The organism is Thermococcus sp. 4557 (genome assembly GCF_000221185.1).
Taxonomy (GTDB): Archaea; Methanobacteriota_B; Thermococci; order Thermococcales; family Thermococcaceae; genus Thermococcus.
Genome location: NC_015865.1, coordinates 472,390 through 487,754, shown reverse-complemented (window position 1 = coordinate 487,754; position 15,365 = coordinate 472,390). Strand labels below are relative to the sequence as shown.

The following is a 15,365-nucleotide window of genomic DNA, read 5'->3' as shown; positions in this document are numbered from 1 at the left end:
TTGCCGGATGGGAGTGAAGAAAAAACATTCGCGCCCTCATGAGATACATTATCTTCGAGATTTGGGCGCTCCGAATGGCTCCGGCAAGCTCTGCTCGCGGGGAAATCTGATGTTCGAACCGAGCGCTGGGAGTAACCGAATAAAACGCCCTATGAGGGCTTTGGAGGAAGGAAAGTTTGTTGAGATTAGCTGGGCGGACGCCCTTCGTGAAGTTGGTTTTCAGCTATCCGAATACGCCCGCGATGATCCCGAGATGCTTGGTTTCATAGGCGGGGAGATGGTATCAAACGAGTCGGCGTATCTGTTTCAGAAGCTTGCCCGGTTGCTCGGCACCAACAACGTCGATACAACCGCCTCCCTTTCCCAGGGGATTTCCACTGAGGCTGTTCTTGAAATGGACGCGTGGGGCCACTGGGCAGCCTTTACGGATATCGACGGGGCAGACCTGATAATAGTTTGGGGCGCAGACCTAGCGGGAAATTATCCGGTACTGCTCGGAAGGATTGCCAGGGCAAGAGAGCGTGGGGCAAGGGTAATCCTCGTGGATCCTGTAACCGGGAGAACATCGAAATTTGCCGATTTCCACCTTCGGCCCCTGCCGGGTACGGACGTCTTCCTCGCGCTCTCCATTATGAACCGCCTGATAAAAACCGACGAACGCTTCGGGGCAGTCCTTCCGGAGGACGTCCTAGGACTCGTATCGAGGTTCCCCCCGTCGTATGGGGAGGAGCTGACGGGAGTCCAGGAGAGGGTTATAGACGCCGTTGCAGGGGAAATCCTCAGATCCTCCCATGGAATCATTCTCTGGGGTTCAGGAGTTACAATGAATGAAAACGGTGCCTCCTGCGTGAGGACTCTGATCACGCTCACCTTCATTTCAGGGATGAAGTTTCTTCCCCTCTCAAGGTACGGAAACTCCCAGGGTGTCCTCGACATGGGGCTCATCCCCAATCTGCTCCCGGGTTATACCGCCCTCTGTGAAAGCGGAGACTTTCAGAAGGCATGGCTCGTTGAGGGCCTGAACCCCCACCCCGGGAAATCGCTTGCTGAAATGCTGGATGGTGGTACTGGTGTGTTCTACATCCTCGGGGCGGATTTAACCAGCAGTATCCCTGGTGCCATCGATGCCCTGAGGAACGCGGAATTCGTTGTCCTGCAGGATTCGTTTATGACCGAGACTGCCAAGTTCGCCGATATAATCCTCCCAAGTGCCCTTATCTACGAGGAAGGCGGATCGACGACGAACTTCGAACGGAGAGTTCTGTGGTGTGGAAAAGCCAAAAGGCCTCCCGGTGAAGCGCGGGGTGCGGTTTCGATTCTTGGGGAGATTGGAAAGGCTATGGACCTCCCGAGCTTCGGGTATACCTTCCCCGAAGAGGTGCTTAGGGAGATAAGCCTCCTTGTTCCGGGGTACCCGGGGCCGAGGAAGCTGGTAGGGATTCCAGAAGGTGTTTTACTCGAAAGACCCTCAAGGGCAAAGCGAAGGTTTGCTCCCATAACCCCATCTAGGCCACCTCAAGGGGAGATGCTTCTCATTCGGGGACATTCTGGTCGATTTATGCCTGGTCTGCTGGCCAGGAGAATGGGGGAGGCTGATGCCGCCCTCATAAGTCCCGAGGATGCATCGCGCCTCGGCGTTTCAAGCGGCGACAGGATTGCGATTGAAGTCGGGGACGGCAGGATAGTTGCGAGGGCTAAAATCTCAAACCGCACGCTCAAGGGAGTCGTTGTGGTGCACTGGGACCTTGTGAGGGCAGCATTACCGTTAGAGCCCCGGAGGAACTTTTTGGTATCCAAGGCCTGCCCCTGCAGGATTCGGAGGGATGAACCGTGAAAAAGGTGTTCATTGACTTCAGGAGGTGCATAGGGTGCGGCTCCTGCGAGGCGGCCTGCGCGAGGGAGCATGGCGGGAAGCCAAACATATCCATCGTGCAGACGTCCGAGCTAATGATGATGTCCTTCAACTGCCGTCACTGTGAGAACGCCCCCTGCATGCTCATCTGTCCGGCGAGGGCACTTTACAGAGATGAGGACGGGGCCGTTCGTGTTAAATACCATGAATGCATTGGCTGCATGCTGTGTTCTATTGCCTGTCCCTTTGGAACACCGCGTTTTGACGAACGCCTCAAGGTCATGGTGAAGTGCGACCTCTGCGCCCACAGGAGAGCTGAGGGCAAGCTTCCAGCCTGCGTCGAGACCTGCCCGATGGATGCGCTGATTCTGGCCACCGAGGAGGAGATAGTGGGGATGAAGCTGAAGGAGGCCGCCGTCAGGAGGGAGGAGTTCATCAGGAAAATTGAAGACATGATGGGGTGTGGGCCATGATTGCGCTCGTACTCTCTTCAATAGCGCTCGCCTATCTAGGGGTTGTATGCTTCGTGCTCGATGACAGGAGGGCAGACACGGTAATGCTTCCCCTGCTCTGGCTGTCTTCCCTGATTCAGGTTCTTGTTGCGGCGGTGTTTTACCGCTCCCCAGACCCGATTCACGCTGTGTTCCTTGACATGAATGGATTTGGGGAGGTTTACGGCCTTAGGGTAGACGGCACGAGCGTTTTCACGGCGTTCGTCGTTTCCACTGCGGGGGCGGTGTTTCTGACCTATGCCGTCCACTATATGGATGAAAAGAACGTCGGCCATCCACACAGGGGGCAGAAGGGTCGGTTCTACGGCTGGATGATGCTGTTCCTTGGTTCAACGCTGGCTTTCATATACTCCTCCACGGTGCTCCAGATGCTGATATTCTTTGAGCTTATGAGCCTCGCGTGCTGGGGCGTTGTGGGGTTCTATGGCAGTAAAAGGGCGGAACGGGCGGCGCTCAAGGCCCTGCTGATTCCCAACTTCGGGGCCATAATCGGCTTCTACACAGCGGTGGCGTATGGAATCAAATACGGGAACCTCGGGCTTGACTTCCTGGGGGCACTCCCCGAGAGGGAGAAGATGATACTGTTCCTGTGCTTTATGGTGGCAGCGTTTACCAAGAGCGCCCAGTTTCCGCTCTACTCGTGGATCCCGGACGCGATGGAGGCCCCGACCCCGGCAAGTGCCTTCCTCCACGGCGCAGCCATGGTGGAGATGGGGGTCTACCTTCTGATAAGGGTCGTCCAGTTCATGGAGCCCCCGGTCACCGTATTCTATCCCATGGCGTTGATTCTCGTGGCAACCCTCACCATTGCAATGCTCCAGTATCCGAGGCAGAGAGATGCCAAGAAACTGCTGGCGTATTCCACGATAGCGGAGTGTGCCATAATGTACACCGGTGTTGCCATTGCCGTCCTCGGAAACCCCCTCGGAATTAAAGCCGCGCTCTTTCAGCTGATGAACCACGCTTACCTCAAGGGACTGGCCTTCCTGACGGCTGGATCATTTACCTACTACTACGGGACGCTGGACATGGGGAGGATAAAGGGCCTGAAGGAAACCCCCCTCCTGGCGTACTCATGGAGCTTTTCCCTACTTGGACTCGCGGGCCTGCCCCCGTTTGGGGTGTTCTTTAGCAAGCTCTACATATACCTCAACGCCGGGAAGATGTACGATGTCCCGCTCGGAATCCTGCTTCTCCTCGTGGTTCTCGCGGATTCGGTGGTCCTTCTGTACTCAGCACTGAGGAATATCAACTCCATGATATTCAGTGAAGGGGAGCCGAAAAGGGTGGACGGAATCGTAAGTGGGGCACTGTGTTCGCTTATCCTCCTCTCCCTCACGTCCGCCTTTATTGGCTACGCCCTTCTGGGGGTGGTACAATGATATTTGCGCTGATGTTCCTCCTGGCCATCATCGTAGGACTGGTGTTCAGAAACTCAAAGGTGGTGAGCGTTCTCTCGGCGCTCGCGTCCATTTCCTTGGTGGTTGAGGCTACTGGAGGAATCGTCTTCCACACCGCCATCTCAGGAATCACCGTTGCCTTTGCCACCGATGACCTGTCCAGGTTCTTCGCCATACTCGTGGGGGTGGCGGGCTTTGCCGTCTCCGTGTACTCGCTTTCCTATATGGGAAGGAGGCACCTCGTGACCGCGGCGTACCCCCTATTTGTGCTTTCCATGGCCTTGATAGTCCTCGCCAGGGACTTCCTCACTCTCCTGATTTCCTGGGAGCTGATGACGGCCGCCTCCTACGTCCTCATCGTGTATAACCACGAGAGGAGGGAAACCCTGAGGGCACGCGTCGTGTACCTTGTTGCAATGCACGCCCTGAACACTGCACCCCTGATTATGGGGCTGGGCTACATCTACAGTCATGCGGGAACCCTCGACTATTCGGCGCTAAGCGGTGCTGTAGTTCCCTCATGGGTGATCTGGGCATTGACCGTGGGGTTCCTAGCAAAGGCGGGCGTTTTCCCCCTGCATTTCTGGCTCCCCGAGGCCCATCCCGTTGCACCTAGTAACGTTTCGGCGCTCCTCAGCGGGGTTATGCTCAAAATGGCGGTCTATGGGATGTTAAGGACCCTGGAAACGTTCGGTGGGGCGGGCTCAATAGCAGTCCCGCTTGTGGTGCTCTCAATCGTTACAATCACCCTCGGTTCGTTGCTGGCACTCAACCAGAAGGACATCAAGAGGATGATGGCCTACTCCAGTATCGACAACATGGGATACATATTCCTTGGAATTGGGGCGTACCTGCTCCTTTCGGGGGAGCTCAGGGAAGTGGCCATAACAGCCGTCCTGCTGCACTCCTTCAACCACATGCTGTTCAAGAACCTCCTTTTCATGCTCTCCGGCAACATCCTCCACGCAACGGGAAGGAAGGACACGGGCATCAGGGGGCTCTCAAGAGAGATGCCAATCACTTTCGGGCTGTCAATCGTTGGAATCCTCGCGGTGTCGGGTGTACCCCCTCTGAATGGCTTTGCGAGCAAGTGGCTGATTTACAGGGCGACATTCCTATCGCAGAACCCTCTCCTGGTTGCGGGCGGTGCAGTTGCACTCCTCGGGAGCGCGCTCACCCTGGCGGCCTACCTCAAGCTTTACCGTGTGTTTACCGGTGAGCCAAACGTCGAGGCCGAGGAGGCTCCCTTGCCAATGCTCCTTGGCGAGGGAATTCTTGCGTTCCTCTGCGTTGTGGGCGGTGTTGTTCCCGGTGTGCTCCTGCGTCCGGTGGGCCTTCCATACCCGGCAACGCTTGACCTCCCGCTCTTCACCCTGGTAATAGCTGTGCTCATTGCGTCCCTGCTCGTGGCGCTGCCCCCCCGGGCTGGGGAGAGCGGAGTCTGGACCAACGGGGAACCCGTGGAGGAGTTTGAGATAAAGCCGGAGCACATGTACACCGGCGTTTCGGGGGCAGTGCAGAGGATCTCGGCGGCAGGGGAGGGAATCCAGTCCCTAGCACTATCCGGGAGCAGGTTCTACCGTTCGACTGGAGGGGGCTACATTGACGAGGCACTGTTCATGCCGCTGATCAGGCTCTCCTGCGGGTTCGGTGCATGCTTCAAGGAGCTGTCGAAGGAGCTGAACGGGATGCTCGCGACAACTTTCCTCGTGCTCGTGGCGATGGTAATCGCGTTCCTGGCCTTCGTGGGGGTGATAGGATGAACGCTCAGGACGCCGCTCCAATCATCGTGCCTCTGATGGTACCTTTCATTGATGGGGTTGCAAGAAAGGTCCGAGCAGTGATTCAGAAGCGTGTCGGCCCATCGATTGCCCAGAGCTGGTACGACCTGCTGAGCTTTTTGAGGGTGGAGTGTAACTCCCCCGTGGATTCCCTGACATTCAGACTGGCCCCCTACATCGCCTTTGCGAGCGCCATAGGGATGCTCCTGTTCCTGCCCTTTGGAGAAAAGGCGCCCTTTGGGTTCGAGGGGGATGTCATAGCCTTTATCTACGTCTTCACGATGTTCTCAGCCGCTGTTGTGATGGGAGCCCTGAGCGTTCCCAGCTCCTACACGTCCGCCGGTGCCGGCAGGGAGGTCACGATGTCCATAGCCTTCAAGCCGCTTTTCGCGGTTGTTATTGGTATATTTGCGATGAAAACAGGTGCTTTAACCATAGAGGGCATAGCGCCAGCATTAAAACCCTCAATATCAGTACTCGGCGCATACCTTCTGCTGATTTATCTGACGTACGTTGAGGCCGGTTTCGTGCCGTATGACATAGCCGAAGCGGAAACGGAGCTCCTCGGTGGTCCCCTTGCCGAGTACAGCGGAAGACTGTTTGCAATTATGTTGTGGGCGTTCCAGATAAAGCGGTTTGCCATGATATGGCTGCTGGCGTCAATGCTCGTACTTCCATTCGTGAGCGGGGGTGCTGTGTTACTCTTCCAGTGCGGTGCGTTTGCACTCCTTTTCCTTGGGATGGTCGTGTATGAGGCGATGAGCGCCCGCTACCGCATCGATCAGGCCGTTAGAAATGGGGCCCTTGCATTGACCCTCGGAATTTTCTTCCTGCTCGTTGGATGGATGGGGTGGTAATATGATAGCGGAGTTTGAGGCCAGGTTTGGACCGATCCTTGAAAAGAGAATCCTCGGCGAGAAGAAAGTGCTGTACACGATAATGGCGAGGCCAGAGGACTTTCAGGATATGGTTAGGTTCCTTCTCGCTGGCCAGAATGTAAGGCTCTTTACAATGGTTGGGACTGACGAAAGGGCGGTCGAAGATGCGTTCAGCATAACGTACTGGTTCGCGGATACCTCCAGGGGAGAAATCCTGGGCGTGAGGCTATACGTTCCCGAGGACAGGCCGGTGTTTCCGAGCGTGGCCCAGTTCCATAGGGGCGCCCTATGGTTCGAGAGGGAAGTTCAGGACCTCCTCGGCGTTGAGGCGGATGGTCTGCCTGATCGGAGGAGGCTGATACTGCCCGACGACTGGCCGGAGGGTGTTTATCCCCTCAGGGAGGACTTCAAGTACTCGGAAAGCCCGCTGGGCGAGAAGAGGTATCCCTACGTCCGACCCCCTGAAGGCACGAGTGTTCACGCGATAGGGCCGTACCACATCGCCCTCGACGAGCCGGCACACTTCAGACTCTTTGTCAGGGGGGAGGAAATCGTAGGCGTCGATTACAGGGGCTTCTACTCCCACAGGGGAATTGAAAAGCTCGCGAGGGGCAGGCTGAACTACAATCAGGTGTGCTTCATAGCCGAGAGAATCTGCGGGATATGTGGTTTCTGTCACTCAACGGCCTACGCCCAGGCAATAGAGGAGGCCGCCGGAGTAGAAGTTCCTGAGAGGGCAGAGTACATCAGAACACTGCTTCTCGAACTTGAACGGCTCCACTCCCATCTCCTGTGGATTGGTGTTGCGGCACATCTTGTGGGCTTTGACACCGCGTTCATGGAGGTCTGGCGTATAAGGGAGAGGGTCATGTGGCTGGCTGAGAGGCTAACCGGGAACAGAAAGACCTACGGGCTCGTCGTCGTTGGCGGCGTGAGGAGAGACCTCCTTGATTACCGGAGGGAGCTTGTGGAGAGGGAACTCAATGCGATGAAGAGGGAATTCAATGATGTTGTGGAGTTCCTCCTGTCCTCCAGCGGGTTCATCAAAAGATGTGAAGGGGTTGGAGTGCTGTCAAAAGAAAAGGCGCGGGCCTGGGACGCGTGTGGGCCGGTTGCAAGGGCGTCTGGTGTGGACTACGACGTCAGGAGGGACTTTCCCTACGCTGAATACGGGGATTTGAGCTTTGAAGTTCCGGTCGAGAAGGCGGGGGATGTTCTGGCGAGGGCCACTGTTAGGATAGAGGAGGTACGGCAGAGCATCTCACTAATTGAGCAGGTTCTCGACGCGATGCCCGGCGGGGGCATCTTAGCGGACTTTGGGGATATCCCAGAGGGAGCGGAAGGCATCTCAGCCGTGGAGGCCCCCAGAGGTGAGAACGTGCACTACATCCTGGCGGGCGACAGAAATGCCATCTACCGCTGGCGTGTGAAGGCCGCCACGTACAACAACCTGCAAACTGTGCCGGACATGCTCGTCGGTTACACGATAGCGGACGCACCTTTGATTATAGCCAGCATCGACCCGTGTTACTCCTGCACCGAGCGGGTTCAGGTGGTTGATATCGAGAGTGGGAAGTCGAGGGTAGTGCGGTTGGGGGTGGGAATTTGCCGGTAACCAAGGCGTACCCGTTCGAGCCCGAAGAGGCCCCTCCGGAATACAGGGGCATCCCCCGGATCGACCCCGTGCTCTGCATAGGCTGCGGTGCCTGTGCCAACGCTTGCCCGCCGAACGCGGTACTGAGGATAGACGACCCCCAAAATGGGACAAGAAGGATAGTGCTCGACGTGGGCAGGTGCATAAGGTGCGCCCGCTGCGAGGAAGTCTGCCCAACGGGTGCGGTCAGGCTCACCACTGAGTTTGAGGCTGCCACAGATGACAGGGATGATCACGTGGAGGTCGTTGAGCTAAGGCTCGCCAGGTGCAGGGGCTGCGGGAAGTATACCCACTACACCGAACGGCAGGTGGAGAAGGTACTGTCCCTGATTCCGAGGGGAATCCTCGACTTTGACAGGGTGAGAGAAAAACTCCCCCTCTGTTCCGAGTGCAAGCTGAAGCTGACGGTACTCAACGCCACCAAATTCGGGGAGGTGGATGGACTGTGAAATCCCTTTGGGTCTTCCACGTGAATACCGGGGCCTGCAACGGCTGCGACATAGAGATACTGGACGTGCTCACCCCGTACTATGACATAGAGAGGCTCGGAGTAAAGCTCGTCCCAACACCGAGGCACGCCCACGCCCTCCTGGTCACAGGACCCTTGACGAGACAGGCATACCATGCGGCCAAGATGGCCTACGAAGCCATGCCGCCGAAGCCGAGGATTGTCATAGCCGTAGGAACCTGTGCGTGTTCCGGGGGAATATTTCACGACAGCTACGCCCTGAGGCGCGAGTACAGGGAGTCCCTTGAATACCCTCTGAAGGGTGGAACCTCAGAGTTCCTGCCCGTGCACCTCTACATCCCGGGATGCCCTCCGAGACCGGAGGAAATCCTCTACGGCGTTGCGCTCCTCAAGAACATCGTGGAGAAAAAAGTTAGGGGAGAACTGTTCCGTGAGGGCACCTTCGTTCTCCCGAGGGAGAGCTTCAACGCGTGGGTGGAGGTCCTTCTCCGCGCAAGGATAAGGAAGGAGCTGGGCTATTTCGATGGTTATTCTCTGCTCAAGCGTTTTATGGAACTCGTTGAAAGCTCAGAAAGCAAAGAAGAGCTGGAAAAACTCGTTGAGAAGGCCATAAATGATGAGGGCGATTCTAGGCTCAGATATGGCCTTGAGAAGCTTTATTCCTACTATCTTGAGGTGGTGAGAACCTATGAGGGCATACTTGCTGCGAAGAGGGCGCTCGTTGGGCTTCCGAAATGAGGTGGCGAGGGTACTCGACCACTTCGAGTCCAGTGCACTGGTTGAGGAGGTAATCTGCGAGATAAGCCCCGAAACCGCGAGTCTGCTGGAGAAAGGTGTCCTTGACATCGAAGAGTTCCCCAGGGAGGACAGGGAGACTATAGAAAAACATCTGGAGGCCCTCAGGAAAGGAGAAATCACGGTGGGGTGGATTCCCAATGTTTGAGCACACAATTCCCGTCCTGATTGCGCTCTACGGGGTTGCGGGGGTAGTCTATTTCATAAGGGTGCTACTGGGCCCCACGGTTCTCGATTCAATACTCGCGGGGGATTGTGTAAGCCTTGACGTCGCCTTGATTGCACTCCTCGTAGCGGTGTACTACGAAAACAACCTGCTCGCGGGGGGAGCCTTCTTCCTTGTTCTCTGGGCGTTCGTGCTCGACGTGTTCGCGTCAAAGTACCTCGTTAAGGGGGAGGTGGGGGTATGATACTCTCGTTCATCGGGGTTGTACTGCTCATCGTAGGGGCAGTCTGTGACATATTTGGGGCCATCGGGATGCATCGCTTTGGAAACTTCTACCTGAGGCTCCATGCTGCAACCGTTGGTACTGTGGGGGGGAAGTTCTATCCCTTCATTGGGGCGGGCCTCATTGCCCTCGACAGGGGACTGCTTCCCGTGACAGGGGTGGCTTTCCTGAGTGCATTCACCCTGTTGATAACGGCATCCGTTGGGAGCCATGCGCTTGCCTACGCCGCTGAGAGGGCAGGGGTGGTGAAGATTAAGCACAACGAGCTTGGGGGGGATTGGGATGATTGAGCTTGCGGCCCTTGCCCTGCTCGGCTGCCTTGGGCTCGCATACCTTGTGGTCACGGAGAGGGATCTGCTGAGGGCCATCCTCTACACCGGGCTCTTCGGTGGTCTCGTAATCCTCGCAACGTACACCCTCATGGCACCTGACATAGTGCTCGCCTACGTTGCCATTTCCGTCGCTCTATCCACGGGCCTGATGGTGTTTCTCGTTAGCAAAACAACTCGGAAAGAGGTGGTGTGATTGAGAATCGCTGGAATGCTGGTAATCATGCTGATTACACTCTCCGCCGCATACCTGCTACAGCCCCACGTCGAAGGCATCGCCGGTGTCGGGGCGCTTGGTGAGTTCTACCTGGGGAACAGCTACCTCGGCGAACGTTCGGCCGGCTCGCCTGAAGTTGTCACGTCAATCCTGTGGGACTACCGCGGCGTTGACACGTACTTCGAGACGGCAGTGCTCTTTCTTGCCATAATAAGTGCGGTTTCGGTGTTCCGGGGCTTTGACGGGCCGAAATTCCGGGGAGAAGGGTTCACAGAGGTAGTCAAAACTGGGGTCAAGCTCGTGGCCTTCATCACGTTCGTGGCGTCTGCCTCGGTGGCGTTCCACGGGCACCTCACCCCGGGCGGCGGCTTCCAGGGGGGTTCAATGCTCGCCGCCGGTTCCCTGCTCATCATAGTCGGCTTCTCCAAGAAGGCCCTTGAGAGGAACGGGATAACGAAGGTGAGGGCGCTCGCGATAAGAACCGCGGGACTCGTGACCATAGCCTGCGTCGCGGCGTATCCCCTGCTGAGGGGACTCCATTTTATGCAGAACCTGCCAGTTTATCCAATCAAAGTGGGGGGACTCCTCGTGAGCGGGAGCCTGCTTCTCTATAATCTGGCCGAGTTCCTGGCCGTTGGGGCGGGGTTTACGATAATCTTCCTTCTCCTTGCGAATCCGGAGGAGGGATGGCAATGAGCCTCGCAGCGTCTCTGGTGATAACGGCAACGGTAGCCACCATGCTGGTGGCGCTCTACGGAGTGGCGGTTAGGCCAAACCTCGTTAAGAAGGTGCTCTGCCTGTCCCTGTTTTCGGATATGGTGAACGTCCTTGTCATATTCCTGGGTTACAGGGACGTCAAAAACCCTCTTCCTCCGGTTTTAACTGAGTACTCAGGTGAAGGCGTGACGAAGCTCGTGGAGAGAGGCGTTGATCCGTTCCCTCAGGCGCTGACGATAACTGCCATAGTTATCGGCCTCGCCGTCACCGTTCTCATGGCCTACGGTGTGATACACATCCAGAGAAAATACGGGACGGTGGATGTCCGGAAGCTCGCGGGGTGGGATGAATGAGGTCTGTCCCTGTGATGATTGCGGCGTTCGTAACTTACATCATCATAACGGGCTCGATAACGGCTTACGATATAATTACCGGTGCGATAACTGCCTTTGCAGCAGGACTGCTCTTCGGGAAGCATCTCGTTAGCAACCCAGGCAAGGCCCTGAATCCGGCGAGATGGGTGCGCTTTGCGCTCTACTTTCTCAGGTACATCACGGTAATCGAGGCGAAGGCCCACGCCGACGTCATCAGGAGGATACTCAGTGGGGATGTCAGGCCGGGCATCGTTAAAGTGCCCCTGAACCTGGGAGACGAATACGCCCGTTTCCTCGTTGCCGCTTCAATAACCAATACCCCCGGAACCGTGACAGTCCACATGGACGATGGCTGTGTGTACGTGAACTGGATAAGCGTCTCCACTTCGGACCCTGAAAAACGCAGGGAGGAAATCCTCGGAGAGTTTGAGGAAAACGCGAAGAAAATCTTTGAGGGGGGAGGAGCATGAATCCATTGATACTGCCCGCGATTCCAATGGCCTTCGCTTTCGTACTCCCCATACTCTCCACCATAATTAAGAGCAGGCGCTTTATCTTTGGCTACGCCCTGCTCGTTACCGGAACAACGCTCGTGATGGGGGCTGAGCTCTTCAGGGATGTCTATTCCTCCGAGCTCCCGTTAACCTATTCCTTCGGCGGCTGGAAGGCGCCGGTCGGCATAATCTATGAGGTGGACAGGTTCGGGGCGGTTATGGTGCTCGTAACGGCCTCACTGATGTTCCTCACGGCGGTCTACTCGGTCCGCTACCTGGGTCGTGAGGACGGTGTGGAGTGGTTCTACACCCTTTACCTTGGCCTTGAGGCGGGTCTCCTCGGCATATTCATGACGGGGGACGCGTTCAATCTGTTCGTGATGCTCGAAGTGACGGCGATAGCATCATACGGCCTCGTGATGTTCTACACGGAAGACGGCTATCCCGCTTACTCTGGCCTCAGGTACGCGATAATAAGCTCCATAGGAACGACTCTCTACTTCCTTGCCCTGGTGCTGATCTACCGGGGGCTCGGCACGGTGAACTTTGCAGACATCTCCGCGAAGTTGCACGGAATTGGATTCCCAATATCAACACCCCTGAGCGACACTGTTCCCATCCTCGCCATTTCAATGGCGCTGATAACGTGGGCTTTCACGATAAAGGCCGCGATAATGCCGAACCATTTCTGGCTTCCGGGGGCCCATTCCGCGGCTCCAAGTCCGGTCTCAGCCGTACTGTCTGGACTGGTGGTTAACGCTGGAATTTACGGATTCATGAGGTTCCTCAGCCTGACTTATGTCCCGGAAGTCTCTCACATTGGCGACATCATGTGCACGCTACTCCTCATTCTCGGGGCGGTCTCTGCCATTTTATCATCCATCGCAATGACCGTTCAGGACGATGTCAAGAGAATAGTGGCCTACTCAACAATACTCAACATGGGCTACCTGGCGATGGCCGTGGGGGTGAACAGCGGGGCCGGAACCGCCGGCGCGGTGTTTCACATGGTAAACCACGCGATAGCGAAAGCCCTCCTCTTCCTCGCGGTGGGGGTCTTCATCCATGCTGCGGGAAGCAGGAAGCTGAACGAGCTAAAGGGGCTTGGAAAAAGTATGCCCTTCACTACGGTGAGCCTGGCGATAGCCACGATGAGCCTTGTGGGACTGCCCCCTACAAACGTTTTCTTCAGCAAACTCCTGCTTTACAGGGCATACGTGGAGAAAAGCCCAGCTCTCGTTGCAGTACTGCTGATATCGAGTCTATTTGCTCTTGTGAGCTATATGAGGATGCTCTACTGGCTGTGGATTAAAAAGCCGGATGGAGAGAGTGAGGCCCGTGAATCACGTTCGATGGTGGCGGTACTCCTGATGCTCGCCCTTGCGTGCCTGGTTCTCGGGGTACTCTCTCCAATTCTGGTGGATAGACTTGTGAACCCTGCCGTGGTTCAGCTGAATGACGTGGAGGGGTACATACGGGCCGCACTCACTGCGGGGGTGAAGTAGATGATTGGAGAGTTCAGAAGGCACTACGGTGAAAACCTGCTCGGGGTTGCACTCCTGGGCGAGACATGGCTTGTGGTTTTGAAAGAGGGGGACAAGGCGGAGCTACTCGCCGATGCCGCAGAAAAGTGGGGGGGACTGGACGTGATTGTGGTGCCGGCAAATTCCCTCCACAACCTCCATCCCGAGCTCTTCGGAGAGGTCAAGGTTGTTCATGACCCCACGGGAGTTGTTTCAGAGGTCATGGGGATGGCTCTGGAGATGAAAGGCGCCTACCCGACGGTATGGAACCTGAGGCTTATTGACGTTACGGAGGTGGAAAGATGAGCGGAATGCGGTTTGCATTTCTGTGCAAGTCCCGGCCGGAGCCCACCGGAAAGAAGGTGGCCATAGTGGGGGCCGGTCCTGCCGGCTTGAGCGCTGCAGGTTACCTCGTCTGTCAGGGACACGAGGTGCACGTCTACGACAAGCTCCCCGAGCCTGGGGGTTTGATGCTCTTTGGAATCCCCGAGTTCAGGATTCCGATATACCGCGTTAGGGAGGGCTGCGGTGAGCTCAAGGATCTCTTCGAGGTCAAGTTTTTCCCCAGGACCAAGGTGGTCTGTGGGGAGTGGGGACAGGAGGCAGGAGACGAGTTCGTTGAGAGGACTGTGCACATAGCGGAGCTTAAGGAGAATTACGACGCGGTGCTGATAGCCACGGGGGCCTGGGAGCCATGGACGCCCGAACTTGAGGGCGCCGAACTTCAGGGAGTGTATCCAGCGCTGGAATACCTGTTCAGAATAAAGAGCGCTAAGCTCGGACACATGGAGTGGACGGACATAATACATCCCGAGAGCAAGAAAATCCTCGTTGTTGGTGCGGGACACACGGCGGTGGACGCGGCCCTTGAGAGCGTTCTCCTTGGGGCTGATGAGGTGTACCTCAGCTATCGGAGAAGCATAAAGGAAGCCCCTGCCGGCCCGTATGAGATAAATCAGCTCATCCAGAGGGGGGTTAAGTGGCTCGAAAAAACCATGCCCGTCAGAATCATAGGAGATGGAGAAGTAAGGGCCGTCGAGATGGTCAGGATGGAGCTTGGTGAGCCCGATGCGAGCGGAAGAAGGAGGCCGGTGCCTGTTGAAGGCTCGGAGTTCAAGCTGGAGGTTGACTACGTCATATTTGCCGTGGGACAGACCCCCACACCGCCTGCAGGCGAGGGCGTGGAGATAGCCAGGGACAAAAAGGGCAGAGTGGTCGTGGATGGGAGACACATGACGAGTGTTGAGGGCATATTTGCCGCGGGAGACGTCGTTACTGGCCCGTCGAAAGTAGGACAGGCCGTTAAAGATGGTCTCTACGCCGCGAGAAGCATGCACATGTGGATGATGGGAGGTGAGTGAGGTGGCAAAGAAGATACTCCACGTTGATTACAGCCTCTGCATTGGCTGTGAAACCTGCCAGGGTGTGTGTGATTTTATCCACGATGGAAAGCCCAACATAAGGATATACTACACTGTTTCGGGCCTTCCTGTGCCCATAAACTGCCGCCACTGTGAGAGGGCCCCCTGCCTTGAGATATGTCCCGTTGGAGCGATATATAAGGACCACGAGGGGGCGGTGATAATAGACCCCGGGAAGTGCATAGGCTGTCTGATGTGCCTTGCAGTCTGCCCGTTTGGAGTTCCGAGCTTCAACGTCAGAATCCGTGTGGTGACCAAGTGCGACATGTGCGCCGCGAGGAGGGCCGAGGGCATGGAGCCAGCGTGCGGGGAAATGTGCCCCGCCGAGGCAATATTCTTCGGCGAATCTGAGGAGATTGAGGACAGGATAATGAGAAGAACCGCGGAGAAGATAGCGAGAGAAAGGATATCCTCCATGAATCTGGAGGGGGTGGGGAGAATGCTCTAGCGGTCTGTTTTTAATTTGTTTGATTAAACAATGCAATTTACCGGTAACCGGT

At 56.5% G+C, this 15,365-nt stretch carries 19 protein-coding genes; all 19 read left to right on the top strand.

Going from position 1 to position 15,365, the window contains the following annotated elements:
- Positions 1-109: 109 nt before the first annotated feature.
- Genes GQS_RS02405 through GQS_RS02315 form a run of 19 tightly spaced genes read left to right on the top strand, consistent with a single transcriptional unit; the run spans position 110 to position 15,313 of the window.
- Positions 110-1,834: a molybdopterin oxidoreductase family protein gene (locus GQS_RS02405; protein WP_014012077.1), complete on the top strand. Its 1,725-nt coding sequence runs from the start codon at positions 110-112 to the stop codon at positions 1,832-1,834.
- Positions 1,831-2,325 carry a 4Fe-4S dicluster domain-containing protein gene (locus tag GQS_RS02400; RefSeq protein ID WP_014012076.1) on the top strand — a complete coding sequence of 165 codons (495 nt, stop codon included), beginning with the start codon at positions 1,831-1,833 and terminating at the stop codon, positions 2,323-2,325. Before GQS_RS02405 ends, GQS_RS02400 begins: the two co-directional genes overlap by 4 nt.
- Positions 2,322-3,746 carry a hydrogenase 4 subunit D gene (locus tag GQS_RS02395; protein ID WP_014012075.1) on the top strand — a complete coding sequence of 475 codons (1,425 nt, stop codon included), beginning with the start codon at positions 2,322-2,324 and terminating at the stop codon, positions 3,744-3,746. Before GQS_RS02400 ends, GQS_RS02395 begins: the two co-directional genes overlap by 4 nt.
- The gene (locus GQS_RS02390; RefSeq protein WP_014012074.1) at positions 3,743-5,527 is read left to right on the top strand and encodes a proton-conducting transporter membrane subunit; all 1,785 of its coding nucleotides are present in this window, start codon (positions 3,743-3,745) and stop codon (positions 5,525-5,527) included. Before GQS_RS02395 ends, GQS_RS02390 begins: the two co-directional genes overlap by 4 nt.
- Positions 5,524-6,402 carry a respiratory chain complex I subunit 1 family protein gene (locus GQS_RS02385; RefSeq protein WP_014012073.1) on the top strand — a complete coding sequence of 293 codons (879 nt, stop codon included), beginning with the start codon at positions 5,524-5,526 and terminating at the stop codon, positions 6,400-6,402. The genes GQS_RS02390 and GQS_RS02385 overlap by 4 nt, the downstream gene beginning before the upstream one ends.
- Position 6,403: 1 nt before the next feature.
- Positions 6,404-8,038: an NADH-quinone oxidoreductase subunit C gene (locus GQS_RS02380; protein WP_014012072.1), complete on the top strand. Its 1,635-nt coding sequence runs from the start codon at positions 6,404-6,406 to the stop codon at positions 8,036-8,038.
- Positions 8,029-8,526: a 4Fe-4S dicluster domain-containing protein gene (locus tag GQS_RS02375; RefSeq protein ID WP_014012071.1), complete on the top strand. Its 498-nt coding sequence runs from the start codon at positions 8,029-8,031 to the stop codon at positions 8,524-8,526. Before GQS_RS02380 ends, GQS_RS02375 begins: the two co-directional genes overlap by 10 nt.
- A complete protein-coding gene (locus tag GQS_RS02370) occupies positions 8,523-9,284 on the top strand; it encodes an NADH-quinone oxidoreductase subunit B family protein (RefSeq protein WP_014012070.1) in 762 nt (253 codons plus the stop codon). Before GQS_RS02375 ends, GQS_RS02370 begins: the two co-directional genes overlap by 4 nt.
- Complete coding sequence (locus GQS_RS02365) at positions 9,235-9,489, top strand: hypothetical protein (protein ID WP_048056509.1); 255 nt, start codon at positions 9,235-9,237, stop codon at positions 9,487-9,489. The genes GQS_RS02370 and GQS_RS02365 overlap by 50 nt, the downstream gene beginning before the upstream one ends.
- Positions 9,482-9,751, top strand: coding sequence for a monovalent cation/H+ antiporter complex subunit F (locus GQS_RS02360; protein ID WP_014012068.1), 270 nt, complete (start codon positions 9,482-9,484; stop codon positions 9,749-9,751). Before GQS_RS02365 ends, GQS_RS02360 begins: the two co-directional genes overlap by 8 nt.
- Positions 9,748-10,080: a monovalent cation/H(+) antiporter subunit G gene (mnhG, locus tag GQS_RS02355; RefSeq protein ID WP_014012067.1), complete on the top strand. Its 333-nt coding sequence runs from the start codon at positions 9,748-9,750 to the stop codon at positions 10,078-10,080. Before GQS_RS02360 ends, mnhG begins: the two co-directional genes overlap by 4 nt.
- A complete protein-coding gene (locus GQS_RS02350) occupies positions 10,073-10,315 on the top strand; it encodes a hydrogenase subunit MbhD domain-containing protein (RefSeq protein WP_014012066.1) in 243 nt (80 codons plus the stop codon). Before mnhG ends, GQS_RS02350 begins: the two co-directional genes overlap by 8 nt.
- Positions 10,316-11,032 carry an MnhB domain-containing protein gene (locus GQS_RS02345; RefSeq protein ID WP_014012065.1) on the top strand — a complete coding sequence of 239 codons (717 nt, stop codon included), beginning with the start codon at positions 10,316-10,318 and terminating at the stop codon, positions 11,030-11,032. It begins immediately after the preceding gene.
- On the top strand, positions 11,023-11,406 hold the full coding sequence (locus tag GQS_RS02340; RefSeq protein ID WP_238515806.1) for a sodium:proton antiporter: 384 nt from the start codon (positions 11,023-11,025) through the stop codon (positions 11,404-11,406). Before GQS_RS02345 ends, GQS_RS02340 begins: the two co-directional genes overlap by 10 nt.
- Positions 11,403-11,897 carry a Na+/H+ antiporter subunit E gene (locus GQS_RS02335; RefSeq protein ID WP_014012063.1) on the top strand — a complete coding sequence of 165 codons (495 nt, stop codon included), beginning with the start codon at positions 11,403-11,405 and terminating at the stop codon, positions 11,895-11,897. Before GQS_RS02340 ends, GQS_RS02335 begins: the two co-directional genes overlap by 4 nt.
- Positions 11,894-13,426: a proton-conducting transporter membrane subunit gene (locus GQS_RS02330; protein WP_014012062.1), complete on the top strand. Its 1,533-nt coding sequence runs from the start codon at positions 11,894-11,896 to the stop codon at positions 13,424-13,426. Before GQS_RS02335 ends, GQS_RS02330 begins: the two co-directional genes overlap by 4 nt.
- On the top strand, positions 13,427-13,750 hold the full coding sequence (locus GQS_RS02325; RefSeq protein WP_014012061.1) for a hypothetical protein: 324 nt from the start codon (positions 13,427-13,429) through the stop codon (positions 13,748-13,750). It abuts the gene before it with no gap.
- Positions 13,747-14,805 (top strand): FAD-dependent oxidoreductase, encoded by a 1,059-nt coding sequence (locus GQS_RS02320; RefSeq protein ID WP_014012060.1) that lies wholly within the window; start codon positions 13,747-13,749, stop codon positions 14,803-14,805. The genes GQS_RS02325 and GQS_RS02320 overlap by 4 nt, the downstream gene beginning before the upstream one ends.
- A gap of 1 nt (position 14,806) precedes the next feature.
- Complete coding sequence (locus GQS_RS02315) at positions 14,807-15,313, top strand: 4Fe-4S dicluster domain-containing protein (RefSeq protein WP_048056508.1); 507 nt, start codon at positions 14,807-14,809, stop codon at positions 15,311-15,313.
- Positions 15,314-15,365 lie beyond the last annotated feature (52 nt).

What these genes read in the sequence shown, in the direction of transcription:
- GQS_RS02405 (WP_014012077.1), top strand. Translation starts at nt 110, where the DNA reads ATGTTCGAACCGAGCGCTGGGAGTAACCGAATAAAACGCCCTATGAGG.
- GQS_RS02395 (WP_014012075.1), top strand. Translation starts at nt 2,322, where the DNA reads ATGATTGCGCTCGTACTCTCTTCAATAGCGCTCGCCTATCTAGGGGTT.
- GQS_RS02390 (WP_014012074.1), top strand. Translation starts at nt 3,743, where the DNA reads ATGATATTTGCGCTGATGTTCCTCCTGGCCATCATCGTAGGACTGGTG.
- GQS_RS02385 (WP_014012073.1), top strand. Translation starts at nt 5,524, where the DNA reads ATGAACGCTCAGGACGCCGCTCCAATCATCGTGCCTCTGATGGTACCT.
- GQS_RS02380 (WP_014012072.1), top strand. Translation starts at nt 6,404, where the DNA reads ATGATAGCGGAGTTTGAGGCCAGGTTTGGACCGATCCTTGAAAAGAGA.
- GQS_RS02365 (WP_048056509.1), top strand. Translation starts at nt 9,235, where the DNA reads ATGAGGGCATACTTGCTGCGAAGAGGGCGCTCGTTGGGCTTCCGAAAT.
- GQS_RS02360 (WP_014012068.1), top strand. Translation starts at nt 9,482, where the DNA reads ATGTTTGAGCACACAATTCCCGTCCTGATTGCGCTCTACGGGGTTGCG.
- mnhG (WP_014012067.1), top strand. Translation starts at nt 9,748, where the DNA reads ATGATACTCTCGTTCATCGGGGTTGTACTGCTCATCGTAGGGGCAGTC.
- GQS_RS02350 (WP_014012066.1), top strand. Translation starts at nt 10,073, where the DNA reads ATGATTGAGCTTGCGGCCCTTGCCCTGCTCGGCTGCCTTGGGCTCGCA.
- GQS_RS02340 (WP_238515806.1), top strand. Translation starts at nt 11,023, where the DNA reads ATGGCAATGAGCCTCGCAGCGTCTCTGGTGATAACGGCAACGGTAGCC.
- GQS_RS02335 (WP_014012063.1), top strand. Translation starts at nt 11,403, where the DNA reads ATGAGGTCTGTCCCTGTGATGATTGCGGCGTTCGTAACTTACATCATC.
- GQS_RS02330 (WP_014012062.1), top strand. Translation starts at nt 11,894, where the DNA reads ATGAATCCATTGATACTGCCCGCGATTCCAATGGCCTTCGCTTTCGTA.
- GQS_RS02325 (WP_014012061.1), top strand. Translation starts at nt 13,427, where the DNA reads ATGATTGGAGAGTTCAGAAGGCACTACGGTGAAAACCTGCTCGGGGTT.
- GQS_RS02320 (WP_014012060.1), top strand. Translation starts at nt 13,747, where the DNA reads ATGAGCGGAATGCGGTTTGCATTTCTGTGCAAGTCCCGGCCGGAGCCC.